This window comes from Pseudomonas sp. GV085 (genome assembly GCF_003050925.1).
Lineage (GTDB): Bacteria > Pseudomonadota > Gammaproteobacteria > Pseudomonadales > Pseudomonadaceae > Aquipseudomonas.
In genome coordinates this window covers 155,980-169,431 of record NZ_QAOV01000009.1, presented here as the reverse complement: position 1 = coordinate 169,431, position 13,452 = coordinate 155,980, and the positions used below count along the sequence as shown (strand labels likewise).

Below are 13,452 nucleotides of genomic sequence, written 5' to 3'. Positions count from 1 at the left end.
GCAAAAAAAACCGGACAATGAGCAAAAGCACTGTTACTGTCGGGAGTTGGGTCGCCCTGCTTACCGGTCAAAATTCCTTACATCTGCCGCTCCCCCAACGGGTGCAGGCTGCGAAAAATCCCCGCCTCTTCCACCAGCCAGTCATGTACCGCACGCACGCCGGGATGGCTCAACGCCCCTGGTGCGTAAAGCAGCATGTAGCGCTTGTGATTGGGCACCGCCAGGCCGAACGGCACGATCAACGCCCCACGCTCCAGCTCATCGTTGAGCAGTGTCCGTCGGGCAATCGCCACCCCCATCCCGGCGATGGCCGCTTCGATCGTCAGGTGATTGCGATTGAAGGTATGCCCGCGTCGCACATCCGCCCCCTCGAAGCCGATGGCGTTGAGGTAAAACTCCCATTCCGCGTACTCATAGCTGCCGCGCCAGGCGGTGATGTCGTGCAGCAAGGGAAAGTGCATCAGGTCTGCCGGACCGTGCAGCGGCGGACGACCGCGCAACAGGCTCGGCGCGCACACCGGAAAAATCTGCTCATCGAGCAAGGCTGTGGATAACAGACCGGGGTAGCTGCCGTCGTTCAGGTCGATCGCCAGATCGAAGTCGCCTTCATGCAACGGCACGCTGCTGTCCTCGGCTACCAGGCGCAACTGAATATCCGGAAAACGCTGCTGCAATCGCGGCAGGCGCGGCGTCAGCCATTTGCTCAGGAACGACGGAATCGAACGTACCCGCAGAATCCCGCTGATCATGCCCGCATCCAGTCGCCGCAATTCCGCGTCGATGCTGCCGAAGGCCTCGTTGACGGTAACGGCCAGGCGCTGGCCCTCGGCGCTCAGCTCGACTCCGCGGGCACGGCGGTGAAACAGGCGAAAACCCAGGCGTTCTTCCAGCTGACGGATCTGCTGGCTGACGGCTCCCGGTGTGATGTGCAGCTCTTCGGCGCAGCGGGTGAACGACAGGTGCCGCGCGGCACAGGCAAACACGTTCAACCAGACATAGGTCTGGGCGTGCAATTGACGACTCATCGTTTAGTCCTGCTAAAGGATGTCTTAGGAATTTTCGTTGGTCACGTAGGACCTTGAAGGGCAGTATCGCCGACATTGCGCTTGTCCTACAAAAATGGCGGCGACTCCTCTTCCATTTCATGTACAGGCTTTAGCATGGCTATCAGTGTTTTCGATCTTTTCAAAGTCGGCATCGGCCCGTCCAGCTCCCATACCGTCGGTCCGATGCGCGCCGCCGCAACCTTTGCCCAGGCACTGGTCGATCAGGGTTTTCTGGCTGATGTGCGTCGCGTGGAAATTCGTCTCTACGGCTCTCTTTCAGCGACCGGCGTCGGCCACGCAACGGACCGCGCCTGCGTCATGGGCCTGATGGGCGAATGGCCCGACCGCATTGATCCCACCACCATCGACAGCCGCATTCACACCCTGCGCGAAACCGGCAAATTGTGCCTGACAGGCGTTGCGGACATTGCCTTCGACTGGCAACGCGATCTCCTGCTGCTCGACAAGAGCCTGCCCTACCACCCCAACGCCATGTCCCTGACAGCTTTCGGTGAAACCGGCGAACTGTTCGAGCAAACCTATTACTCGGTGGGCGGCGGGTTCATCATCGAAGCGGCCGAAGCCGAATCCGGTATCGCACCGGCTGGCGATGTGGCGCTGCCTTACGATTTCTCCAGCGCCGCCGAACTGCTCAAGCTGTGCAACGAGCACGGGCTGCGGGTGAGCGAACTGATGATGGCCAACGAACGGGCATGGCGCGGTGATGCCGAGATCCGCCAGGGCTTGCTGAATATCTGGTCGGTGATGCGTGAATGCGTCGAGCAAGGCTTGCGCCACGAAGGTGTCCTGCCCGGCGGTCTGAATGTTCCACGCCGAGCGGCGAAACTGCATCGCAGCCTGCAGGAAATCGGCAAGCCGAATGTCATTACTTCCACTTTGTCGGCAATGGAATGGGTCAACCTGTATGCCCTTGCCGTGAACGAAGAAAACGCAGCCGGCGGGCGCATGGTCACGGCGCCGACCAACGGCGCGGCGGGGATCATTCCGGCGGTGCTGCACTACTACATGAAATTCAATGCCGATGCGTCTGACGACGACGTAGTCGCGTTCTTCCTGGGCGCAGCGGCCGTCGGCATCCTGTGCAAGAAAAACGCTTCGATCTCCGGGGCCGAAGTCGGCTGCCAGGGTGAAGTCGGCTCCGCCTGCGCCATGGCTGCCGCGGGCCTTGCAGAGGTACTGGGTGCGACCCCGGAGCAGCTGGAAAACGCCGCCGAAATCGGTCTGGAACACAACCTCGGCCTCACCTGCGACCCGGTTGGCGGACTGGTGCAAGTGCCGTGCATCGAGCGCAACGCAATCGCCGCAGTGAAAGCCATCAACGCCACACAAATGGCCCTGCGTGGCGACGGCCAGCACTTCATTTCCCTGGACCGGGTGATTCGCACCATGCGCGACACCGGCGCCGACATGCACGACAAATACAAAGAGACGTCGCGGGGCGGACTGGCGGTGAACTGGGTGGAATGTTGATCGCTTTGGAGGCACGTCGAGGTTTATTGCCCTGAAACGTGCAGAAAACGCGGCCCCTGTAGGAGCGAGCTTGCTCGCGAAAAACCCTCAGGCGCCGCAAACCATCTGGTTTTACGCGTTATCGTTCACGACCATCGCGAGCAGGCTCGCTCCTACAGAATGTGTTTTCTGTCCAACAATTTTGTCGGCATGCCCCTTGCTACATCCTTGCTGGAACAATGATGGCGAGATGGCCGGTGGTCAGGCATTGCGAACCAACCCGATCACGGCCGGTCAACAACTGCACGTTCAATCAGGCGGTGACGCATCATGGACAACCCTTTCCAGCTCATTACCGATGCCTTTGCAGCGGATTACCAGATCAACCTGAGCATTCAGGGCCTGGACGGCAGCATCATGCTGACGCTTTCCAACAATGGCCGCGTGGTGGCCAAACGCATGATCAGCGCCGAACAACGCAATGACCCCCAGCGTCTCAAGCGTCTGGTTCAAAGCATTCAATTCGGCATTGCAATCGAACAAGGCGACAGTGCCGTGGCCATCCTCGAATCCATGACCGATGGCGGCACACGCAACCTGCCGCCACCAGCCAAAGGGCGGCCCCGACCCGCCATGGGGCTTTAAAGCTCGCCCTTTTCTACTTCCGGATGCTCACTGGAGCCCGCACCTGTCTTGCGGTGTGGGTTCTCGATCTTCACCGAAGGAAATTGCGACGAAGCATAACGCACCACCAGAATCGCAAACGCCAGCAGCAGAATCCCGCCGCACAGGTAGATGATCCCCAGGTCCGGCGGGTTGTGGTGCGAAACGTTGGAGATCAGCAGCCGCGTCAGCGCGGTGATCGCCACGTAAATCAGGAAGCGCACCGGCATGTGATTGGTCTTGAAGTAAATCCCGACCATCGCTCCCAGTTCCAGATAGATGAACAGCAGCAAGATGTCATCGATCTTGATGTGCCCCTCTTCGATCATCCCGAGGAATTCCATCACCGCCGCCCACGCGGTCACCGCACCAATGGCGAACAGCGCCAGGTAGTGGAAGGTTTCGACGAACAGATTGCCCAGGGACTCGGCCAGTCCATGCACGTTCTGCCGCAGTTTTTCGGCCCAGTTGATTTTCACGATGCTGCTTCCTTAGGTCGGCTCGACCGGATGATGCGGGTTGGACGTGACGGTTTTTCTGCATGCAGAAAAAAGGCCAGAGGCTGTTGAGTGAGATGAGGATGGTCTGCTGCTGGACACTTTTGTGGCCATTTCACCGGCCTCTTCGTCGGAACGCCGCCCGGACCAAGCCTGCTCCCAAAGGGAACAATGCAAATCCGGATATCCGGTCTACATTAAAAAGCCACTACCCAAAAGACAGGGATTCGCTTATCCTTTTAGCTGTATAAAAATACAGTAGTCGAAATCGACAACCAATGTGAAGGCATGTGAGGTGGTGAATGGCCGTCGAAGTGGTATACCGCAGCAGCCGAGATCTGGAGCGCTTGTTCATGGATAAAGCCGAAGCTGACCGTCATGACAAAATGCTCGAGCTGGCCGAATTGCTGGCTGAAGTATTGCAAAAAGCCGTTCCGTCCCTGACCGAGCAGCAAGTGGAAGAAGCCGGGATCTACATGGCGAAGAATCGCGACGTGTTCGCCAAGGCGTTCAAGAGCCAGCCGGACGCTCTGTCCGAATTGCTCAGTGCACCGGTTGAAGTCGTAGAACCTGTCGCAGCGCTCGAGGTCGTTGAAGCCGCTGAGCCGATCGCCCCGGCCAAGCCTGCCAAGGCCCCCAAAGCCGCCAAGTAGGCACAGCCCGAATTGAACAGGCCCTGAGTCGAATGACCCAGGGCCTTTTTCATGCCCGGTATAAAAAAGATCGCCCGAGCTTCTATCGGTACAACACTTTCTCCGCCAACTCATCGGCCACCCGTGCGGGAGAGCGCTTTTCCGCCTGGGCGTGGGCGAACACTTCAGTCAGGCGCGAGCTGATTTTCGACAGGTGCGCGGTGATGGTCGACAGTTGTTCGCCGCGGTGTTTGAGCGACACGTAAATCAGCCCGCCAGCGTTGATCACGTAATCCGGCGCATACAGGATGCCACGGCGCTCCAGTTGGTCGGCGACGTCCAGATGCGTCAGCTGATTGTTCGCCGAACCGGCCACCGCCGAGCAGCGCAATTGCGTCACGGTATGGCTGTTGAGTACACCGCCCAGGCCGCAGGGCGCGAGGATATCGCAAGGTGTGCTAAGCAGCGCTTCGTTGGCGATCGGGTGCGCACCGAGTTGCTCCATGGCCAATTGCACCTTGCCGTGATCGATATCGCTGACCAGAAGTTCAGCACCGGCGGCGTGCAACTGCTCCGCCAGGGCATAGCCGACATTGCCCAAGCCTTGAATCGCTACGCGCAAACCTTCGAGATTATCGCTACCCAACCGCGCCATGGCAGTGGCGCGAATGCCGGCGAATACGCCCATCGCCGCATGGGGCGCCGGGTCTCCCGCCGACGTGGTGCTGGTGACGTACTGGGTATGTTGGGCGATGCAATCCATGTCCGCTACCGAAGTGCCGCTGTCGATGGCGGTGATGTAGCGACCATCAAGCTGATTGATGCAGCGCCCGAAGGCTTCGAACAGCGCGCTGCGGTTTGCAACATGGGCCGGGCGGACAATGACTGCCACACCTCCCCCCTGCGCCAGCCCGGCCAGCGCAGCCTTGTAGCTCATGCCCTGGGCCAGGCGCACGGCATCCTCGATCGCTGATTCGTCGCTGGGGTAGGCAAGGTAACGACAACCACCCAGGGCAGGCCCCAGCCGGCTGTTATGAATGGCAATGACCGCCTTCAACCCGGTGACCGAGTCGACGCTCAGATGCAGCGATTCAAGGCGGGTGCTTTGCATGAGAGCGAACATCGTAAGGCTCCCGAATCACTTCTTGTAGACGCCAGTATAGGCTTGCGCCCAAAAATTGCAGAAGCGCACCGGAATAAGCACGTTCACGATCCAAGCTTTAGGAAATAACCTGCATCCGACCTTGTACGGCACTGGACGAACGCCAGAGAGGGGGCTAAAACGAGGCATTGCCCGGAGATTTTGATGACCCCGCGCCAATCGTTTTTCGCCTGCCTGCAACGTTCACCGCCCGCGCTGTTCGAGGCGGCACTGTGGATTGCGGTCGAGCACGACAGCGAGGTGGAGCCACAAGCACTGCTGGCCGATTTCCAGGTGTTGCAGCAACGGGTCAGTGGCGGCTTGCCGATGCTGCCGGTCAGTGAACTGGCCCAGCCGCTGCTGCGGCGCATGAACGACCTTGGCTTTGCCCAGGACGATTTCACGCCGTTGCGCCCGCAAGTGGCCCTGTTGGACAAGGTACTGGAACGCCGAAGAGGGCAACCCTTGACGCTGGGGCTGATTGCGCTGGAGTTGGCCAGGGGCCTGGAAATCCCCCTGGTCGGGGTCAACTTCCCCGGGCATTTCCTACTGCGGGTGCCGGGTGCCGATCATTTGCTCGATCCCTGCGGCGGTCGTCGTCTTTATCCAAACGATTGTCGGGAGTTGTTACAGCGCCAGTACGGCCCGAACATGAAGCTCAGCGCCGAGCACCTGGTAACCGCCGAGCCGGTGCAGATGCTGCAACGGCTGTCGCGCAACCTGCGCCAGTTGTACCTGTCCCACGACGATTTCATCAATGCCTTGATCGACGCCGATCGCGTCCTGGAACTGGGCGACGCCAGTGCCTCCGACTATCTGGCCCGGGCCAGCCTGTACCAGCGGCTGGACTGCCCGAACGCCGAGCGTTTTGACCTGGAGCACGCGCTGCTGCTCAGCGACGATCCGATCCAGCGGATTCGCCTGACGGAACGGTTGGGACATTTGCCGCCGAACGCCATCGTTCACTGATCACAAATCATTGTGGGAGCGAGCCTGCTCGCGAAGAGAGGGTGTCAGTCAAATCAATGTGACTGACATACCGCTATCGCGAGCAGGTCGGACCGCCGCACCGTCGCTCCCACATTGGGACGGTGTGAGGCGTCAAGGCGTATCTGGCTGGTTCGCCGGATGCGCCTTGATGAACGCCGGGTGCGTCGCGGCCAATGCCGCCACTCGCCGGATTCGCGGGTAAGCTTCAAGAGAAACATTGAAACGCTCGGCCGCGTACAGCTGCGGGATCAAGTAGACGTCCGCCAACCCAGGCTCGGGGCCGAAGCAGTAACCGTCATCACCAATCAACTGCTCAACCGTGGCCAACCCTTGGCCGATCCAGTGGCCGATCCACTCCACCACCTGCGGTTCGTCGTGGCCCGACTGGCGCAGCCGATTGAGCACGCTGACGTTATGCAATGGGTGCACATCGCAACCAATCACTGCCGCCACGCCGCGTTCGTGAGCACGGGCAGTCAGGTCCCTGGACAGCAGTGGCACCTGTGGATAACGCTCCTCCAGGTATTCGATGATCGCAGGAGACTGGATCAGCAGTTCGCCTTCATCCGTGCGCAAGGCCGGCACGCGCCCCTGCGGGTTGATACCCAGATAAGGTGGCTGCCGATGCTCACCACCCTGCGGTGCGATCAGGTTGACTGGCAAGGATTGATAATCCAGGCCCTTGAGCGCCAAAGCGATACGCACCCGGTACGAAGACGTCGAACGGTAGTAGGTATAGAGTTCCATGCCCCGCTCCTCTCAGCGTGCCGGCAGCACTTTGCCGCGGCATTCGCCAAAGCCAATGGACGCAAAACCGTCACGACGGCAACGTCCGCGCAGGATGATTTCGTCGCCGTCTTCGAGGAATTTACGCACCTCGCCCGACGCCAGCTCGATCGGTTTTTTACCACCCTCGGTAATTTCCAGCAGGCTGCCGAACTGACCGTTCTCAGGACCCGACAACGTGCCCGAACCGAACAGATCACCGGCCTGCAGTTGGCAACCGTTGACGCTGTGGTGCGCGACCATTTGCGCCACGGTCCAGTACATGTGCCGGGTGTTGCTCAGGGTCAGGCGATGGGCCGGCAGGTTCTGCTCTCGCATGGCCTCGGTGAGCAGCAGCACTTCCAGTTCGATGTCGAACGCGCCAGCGGCCTGATCGCGCTTGTCGAGCAAGTACGGCAGCGGCTGCGGATCGCCCTGCGGACGCGCAGGCTGGGCGCGACGGAATGGTTCCAGTGCTTCGGCGGTGACGACCCACGGCGAGATGCTGGTGATGAAGCTCTTCGACAGGAACGGCCCCAGCGGCTGGTATTCCCAGGCCTGGATGTCCCGTGCCGACCAGTCGTTGAGCAGGCAGAAACCGGCGATGTGATCGGCGGCGTCGCCAATGGCAATCGAGTCGCCCATGTCGTTGCCCTGACCGATCCAGATGCCCAGTTCCAGCTCGTAGTCCAGGCGCGCGCAAGGGCCAAAGGTTGGCTCGGTTTGACCGGCCGGCAACGTCTGGCCTTTCGGGCGGCGGACGTCGGTACCGGATGGGCGAATGGTCGACGCGCGACCGTGGTAGCCGATTGGCACGTACTTGTAGTTCGGCAGCAGCGGGTTGTCGGGACGGAACAGTTTGCCGACGTTCTGCGCGTGCTCGATGCCGACGTAGAAATCGGTGTAATCGTTGATTTTCGCCGGCAGGTGCATTTCGCAATCCACCGCCAGAGGCAGCAGTTTTGCGCCCTGGGCTTCGATCTTGCCGTGCAGGGTGCTGCCCTCGGCGAACAGTTCCAGCAAACGCTCGCGCAACGCGACGCGAGCCTCGCGGCCCAGTTCGAAGAACGCATTCAGCTGGCCGCCACAGGTTGCTTCGACCGCTGTTTTCGCAGCGCCATCGAACAACCCCGCCTCCAGGGCCGCTTGCAGATCAAAGATATGCTCGCCGATGGCCACGCCACTGCGCGGTGCCGAGCCTTTGAGGCTGAATACGCCCAGCGGTAGGTTTTGCAGGGGGAAATCAGCATGGCCGTTGGCGGATGCAACCCAGCTGCGAGTGATGGAAGTCTGCGTCATGGGTTATCTCCGGGTCGGGTCGAAAGTGGCGGGCAGCGTAGCCCAGCAGGCATCGTAAGTGTTTTGCAGTTGTGGACAATCGAGGGCGAAACGGCTTGGGCGCAACACCTGGCTGGTCTCGAACATGAACGCCATGGTGTTGTCGATTTTCGCCGGCTTGAGGTCAGCGTTGATCGCTTTGGTGCAAGTCTCACCGTCGGGACCGTGGGCACTCATACAGCTGTGCAACGAAGCACCACCGGGCACAAAACCTTCAGCCTTGGCGTCGTATTCGCCCTGGATCAAACCCATGAATTCGTTCATCAGGTTGCGATGGAACCATGGCGGACGGAAGGTTTTCTCGGCCACCATCCAGCGCGGCGGGAAGATCACGAAGTCGAGGTTGGCCAGGCCGTGGACGCTGGTTGGCGAGGTCAATACCGTGAAGATCGACGGATCAGGGTGATCGAAACTGACGGTGCCGATGGTGTTGAAACAGCGCAGGTCATATTTGTACGGCACGTTATTACCGTGCCAGGCGACCACGTTGAGCGGTGAATGATTGAGTTCGCACGCCCACAACTGGCCGAGGAATTTCTGCACCAGGGTGGTGGGTTGTTGCAGGTTTTCGTAGGCCGCCACCGGGGTCAGGAAGTCCCGTGGATTGGCCAGGCCATTGCTGCCAATCGGCCCCAGGTCCGGCAGACGCAGCGGCGCACCATGGTTTTCGGCGACGTAGCCGCGGGCTTGCGGGTCGAGCAGTTCGATGCGGAATTTAAGACCACGTGGCAGTACGGCAATTTCCAGCGGCTCCAGTTCAAGCACACCGAGTTCGGTGGCAATGCGCAGGCGCCCCAGTTCAGGCACCAGCAACATCTCGCCGTCGGCGTTGAAGAACACACGCTCCATGGAACGGTTGGCGCAGTAGTTGTAGATGCTGATCCCGGCCGGTTTTTCCGCGCCCGAGTTGGCCGCCATGCTCACCAGACCGTCGATGAAATCGGTCGGCTCTGCGGGAATCTCCAACGGGTTCCAGCGCAGGCGATTGGGGGTCACGTCACCCAGCGGACCGCCGGCCAGTTGCCGGTCAAGCTTGACGAATGCCGGGTGATTGGCCGACGGCTGAATGCGGTACATCCAGGTGCGCCGCGCCTCGCTGCGCGGCATGGTGAACGCCGTGCCGGAGAACAGTTCGGTGTAGAGGCCGTACGGGGCTTTTTGCGGGGAGTTCTGGCCGACGGGCAGTGCGCCGGGCAACGCTTCGCTGCTGAATTCGTTACCGAAGCCTGACAGGTAGGCCAGCGCTGGCGTCGTTGAATCGGGGTTCATGGAGCCTCCTGAACAGGGAGTCGGCAATGCCGGTCACCCTTTGGAAGAGTGACTGGCCTGCCTTGGTTATTTTTATCGTAATTAGATTACGCATAACGTAATTTGATTGGTATTGACCGTCAAGCTATAAAGACGCCCATTCGTTACAGGATCAAACCGCCACCATGGAAAAACCTACCAGCGACAGCAACGGCAAACAGAAAGTCCGCTCGGCCGAGGTTGGCACCGACATCCTCAAGGCTCTGGCCGAGTTGTCGCCCTCGACTTCGCTGTCGCGCCTGGCTGAACACGTGCAGATGCCGGCGAGCAAGGTTCACCGCTATTTGCAGGCCTTGATCGCCAGCGGTTTTGCCGAACAGAACGCCGCCACCAACCATTACGGCCTGGGCCGCGAAGCCTTGCGCGTAGGGTTGGCGGCACTCAACAGTATGGACGTGCTGAAAGTCGCCGCCCTGCCCTTGGCCGAGTTGCGTGACGACTTGAACGAAACCTGTTTTCTGGCGGTATGGGGTAACCAGGGCGCGACCGTGGTGCATATCGAACCGGCGGTGCGTGCGGTGACGGTGGTGACACAACTGGGCTCGGTGTTGCCATTGCTCAGTTCTTCGACGGGACTGGTATTTGGCGCCTACCTGCCCAGGCGTGAAACCGTGGACCTGCGCGACCAGGAATTGCAGGGCAGCGCCACCCACAGTTTGGCGGACGATCAGGCGTACACGACGATGTGCGAACAGATCCGCCAACGGGGCCTGCATCATGTGCATGGATTGTTGATGCCCGGTGTGGATGCCTTGTCGGCACCGGTATTCAACGCCATGGGCAAGATTGCGGCAGTACTGACCGTGGTCGGGCCGACCTCGCTGTTCCATGCCGATGAAAACGGTCCCGCGGCGCAGCGTTTGCTGTCTGCCACACGAGCAGTGAGTTGGCGCATGGGCTACCAGCCAGACGCATTGACAACCTGAACGCAACGGCGCTGATCAGACGGGCAGGATCAGCCCCAGCTTCTTGCCCATCGCCACGGCTTGCGTCCGACGCTCAACCCCCAATTTACTGTGGATTCTCCGTGCGTGGGTTTTCACCGTATGCAAGGAGATGAACAGTCGCTCGGCAATTTGCTGATTGGAACCGCCTTGGGCAATGAGACCCAGCACCTCAATCTCCCGGGTACTCAGCGGGCTGACATCGGCGAGCATGGCCGTCACCGACTCTTCCCCACGCAAACGGCTGAGCAAGTTCGGCTGGCGCAGCCCCAGTTCACGCAACGCCTGTTGCCCATTACAGCGCTCCACCAGCGCCAGGCCCGCCTCCAAAGCCGCCTTGGCCAGCCTGGGCTCAGCGGTCAGGTCCGCCACTTCGCTGATCACCAAATGCAATTCCGTTTCCAGCGCCAGCATGGCATGCCGTTGCGCGTGATCGAGCAACGCTTGCAGCCGATCCAGCGGCTTTTGCGTCTGTTGCAAATGCATCTGCGCCAACACCAATTGGTACTCGATACGGGCAATCAGCTGAAGCGTGGCCGGTGGCGCGTGGCGTGCGCGAGGCCCGCGATAGTGACGCAAGACACGGGTCAGCGCTTCACAGGCCAACTCCGGTCGCCCTTGCTGCAACCAGAAATGGCTGCTGACTTGCAGCAGCACCCCGCGATACACCGTATCGGGAATCTGCCGCTGCTGCATCACGCGTTCGGCTTCGCGCAAACGATCAAACGCAAGGGCGTAATCGCGCTGATTGGCGGCCATCTGCGCTTGCCCGAGAAAGCCATACAGCGCGTGCTTGTCCTGGCTTTGCAGGCAGTCTTCCAGGCCGGACTGGAAGAAACCGGCGGCCAACTCATCTTGTCCCTGACAGAGGGCCAACCGTCCTCGCCGCAAGGCAATTCGCCCCAATAACGGCGTCGGTCGATCAGCCTGTCGGGACAACAAGGCAAAAACCTCAGCCAACAAGCTCTCGGCGCGCCGGGGCGCTCCGCGCATCTCCAGCAACTGCGCGTGATCGAGTTCAAGCAGCCCTTCGAACAATAGCGAGCCTTGGGCGCGCGCCAGACACAGCGCCTCACGATTGAACGTCTGCGCCGCATCGAGTTCGGCGTTGAGCAAGGCCTGCTGGGTCAAACCCGACAAGCACAACAATCGCACCGGCCAGGCATCGACGCTCAACTCGGCCAGCGCGTCGAGAAAGTGCGCGCGGGCCGCCCCCATGCGACCTTGCAAATGCAGCAACCAGCCCTGTTGTGCCTGCCAGCGTGCCAGCAGTTGCCGTTGCAGCGCCTGCGTAGGCTGTGGGGCAAATCGTGCCAATTGCTCGATGCACGCGGCGGCATGATCGAAGCGCCCGGCAAACAACAATGCCGCGCTAACCAGTCCCACCAATTGCGGTGTAACGAGGGTCAGCTCAGCCTGCTGACGCTCGTGTAGATTCAACAACAGACAGGCATTTTCGCGCAGGAACAAATGTTCGAGGCTGAAGTGCTGCAGCAGGCTGACCGCAACTTCGAACTCCTGCGCCAACAGAGCCTGCTCGAACGCACCTTGCCAGTCTTCTTCGGTGCTGAACCATTGGCACGCGCGGCGATGCCAGGATCGCCCGGCCGGGGTCGGCTCTTCACGCATCGCCCGGGCTAATGGCTCAAAGATCCGCAACCACTCGACGGAGTCTTCCCAGGGCTCAATGAAGCAACCCATTTCCTGCAACACATGCAGCCACTGGGCGCCCTCACCCGTACCGAAAAGATGCTCGCACAGACTGGCGTTGAAGCGTGGCAGATGAACCAACACTTGCCAGACCTCGACCAATTCCGGCGGCAAGGTGTTGAACAACTCATGCTGCAGATAATCGCGCAGCGTCGCCGAACGCCCCTGCTCACCCGACCACGGACAACCATTGAGCAACGCGATCCGCACGCCAGCGCACCAGCCACCGCTGCGCTCAACTACCCTTTTGGCGGTTTGTGCCGCCAGGGTCGGTTCGACATGACTGAGCAACTGCCCGACTTCGGCCTCGGTAAATGCCAGCATCCGGCCTTCGCACTCGTACAACTCATCATCCAGCAGCAGCCGCGGCCAGTTGCAGGAGGGTCGTCGACGGGAGCTCAGCCACCAGGTCAGCATCGGGCTGGCGACGGCCAACAGGCGATCGAGCATCCGGTCGAGTTCCGGGTTGGGTGCGCGGCAGAAATCGTCGAGAAACAGCCAGGTGGGCGTCTGCAATCGCGCCAGATGCGCCAGCAGCCCTGGCTCATCCGCCGAGGGCAACCCCAACGCTTGCGCCAGGCGCAACAGAAAATCGGCTGCACTCAACGAAGTCCCCGCAAGCGGCAGCCAACAGACCCGATAGTTCTGGGGTGCACGCATCAGGCATTCGCTGAGCAACGCGCTCTTGCCACTACCGGCCGGTGCGCAGAGCAACTTCACCCGCGCAGTCGAGACCAGCATGGGCTCGATCAACCGCTCGCGGGACAGATGATGGGACGACAGTCGGGGCAGGAAACCGGGGCGGTCCAGACAGTGCGTCATTACAGTCATAGTGATGCGCCTTTTTTATAATTCTGGCGCCACCCTAGACCTCTCCCGAGCGCTTGTTGAAGAAGTATTCAACACACTGATCCCCCCCTATAAAAAAGGTGACCGTGAAGTCACCTT

Annotated in this window: 11 protein-coding genes and 1 pseudogene; 5 read left to right on the top strand and 7 right to left on the bottom strand. The window is 60.6% G+C overall.

All coding sequences use genetic code 11. The features are described 5' to 3' along the window. Positions 1-77: 77 nt before the first annotated feature. Positions 78-1,025 carry a LysR substrate-binding domain-containing protein gene (locus C8K63_RS19875; protein ID WP_108218256.1) on the bottom strand — a complete coding sequence of 316 codons (948 nt, stop codon included), beginning with the start codon at positions 1,023-1,025 and terminating at the stop codon, positions 78-80. 135 nt (positions 1,026-1,160) lie between these two features. Here C8K63_RS19875 and C8K63_RS19870 point away from each other — a divergent pair, with 135 nt between their 5' ends. Together C8K63_RS19870 and C8K63_RS19865 are read left to right on the top strand one after the other, a co-directional pair. Further along, complete coding sequence (locus C8K63_RS19870; protein ID WP_108218255.1) at positions 1,161-2,537, top strand: L-serine ammonia-lyase; 1,377 nt, start codon at positions 1,161-1,163, stop codon at positions 2,535-2,537. A gap of 309 nt (positions 2,538-2,846) precedes the next feature. After that, complete coding sequence (locus C8K63_RS19865; protein ID WP_108218254.1) at positions 2,847-3,161, top strand: DUF3509 domain-containing protein; 315 nt, start codon at positions 2,847-2,849, stop codon at positions 3,159-3,161. Here the strand turns inward: C8K63_RS19865 and C8K63_RS19860 are convergent. Continuing rightward, positions 3,158-3,658, bottom strand: a complete 501-nt coding sequence (locus tag C8K63_RS19860; protein WP_108218253.1) for a phosphate-starvation-inducible protein PsiE — start codon at positions 3,656-3,658, stop codon at positions 3,158-3,160. The genes C8K63_RS19865 and C8K63_RS19860 overlap by 4 nt on opposite strands. 320 nt (positions 3,659-3,978) lie before the next feature. Here C8K63_RS19860 and C8K63_RS19855 point away from each other — a divergent pair. Continuing rightward, positions 3,979-4,218: pseudogene (locus tag C8K63_RS19855) on the top strand (YebG family protein); the annotation flags it as partial. Positions 4,219-4,411: 193 nt separating this feature from the next. On the opposite strand, the gene C8K63_RS19850 reads toward C8K63_RS19855, so the two are convergent. Continuing rightward, positions 4,412-5,431 carry a Glu/Leu/Phe/Val dehydrogenase dimerization domain-containing protein gene (locus tag C8K63_RS19850; protein ID WP_108218251.1) on the bottom strand — a complete coding sequence of 340 codons (1,020 nt, stop codon included), beginning with the start codon at positions 5,429-5,431 and terminating at the stop codon, positions 4,412-4,414. 183 nt (positions 5,432-5,614) lie between these two features. On the opposite strand from C8K63_RS19850, the gene C8K63_RS19845 reads away from it, so the two are divergent. Next, the gene (locus C8K63_RS19845; protein WP_108218250.1) at positions 5,615-6,418 is read left to right on the top strand and encodes a SirB1 family protein; all 804 of its coding nucleotides are present in this window, start codon (positions 5,615-5,617) and stop codon (positions 6,416-6,418) included. A 132-nt stretch (positions 6,419-6,550) separates the two neighbouring features. Here C8K63_RS19845 and maiA read toward each other — a convergent pair whose 3' ends face one another. Genes maiA through hmgA form a run of 3 tightly spaced genes read right to left on the bottom strand, consistent with a single transcriptional unit; the run spans position 6,551 to position 9,811 of the window. Next, positions 6,551-7,186 carry a maleylacetoacetate isomerase gene (maiA, locus tag C8K63_RS19840; protein ID WP_108218249.1) on the bottom strand — a complete coding sequence of 212 codons (636 nt, stop codon included), beginning with the start codon at positions 7,184-7,186 and terminating at the stop codon, positions 6,551-6,553. A 12-nt stretch (positions 7,187-7,198) separates the two neighbouring features. Further along, positions 7,199-8,503: a fumarylacetoacetase gene (gene fahA / locus C8K63_RS19835; protein WP_108218248.1), complete on the bottom strand. Its 1,305-nt coding sequence runs from the start codon at positions 8,501-8,503 to the stop codon at positions 7,199-7,201. Between the two features lie 3 nt (positions 8,504-8,506). Continuing rightward, a complete protein-coding gene (hmgA, locus tag C8K63_RS19830; protein ID WP_108218247.1) occupies positions 8,507-9,811 on the bottom strand; it encodes a homogentisate 1,2-dioxygenase in 1,305 nt (434 codons plus the stop codon). A gap of 164 nt (positions 9,812-9,975) precedes the next feature. Here hmgA and C8K63_RS19825 point away from each other — a divergent pair, with 164 nt between their 5' ends. Then, on the top strand, positions 9,976-10,776 hold the full coding sequence (locus C8K63_RS19825) for an IclR family transcriptional regulator (protein WP_108218246.1): 801 nt from the start codon (positions 9,976-9,978) through the stop codon (positions 10,774-10,776). Positions 10,777-10,791: 15 nt separating this feature from the next. Here C8K63_RS19825 and C8K63_RS19820 read toward each other — a convergent pair whose 3' ends face one another. After that, positions 10,792-13,335 (bottom strand): LuxR C-terminal-related transcriptional regulator, encoded by a 2,544-nt coding sequence (locus tag C8K63_RS19820; protein ID WP_108218245.1) that lies wholly within the window; start codon positions 13,333-13,335, stop codon positions 10,792-10,794. Positions 13,336-13,452: the final 117 nt, after the last annotated feature.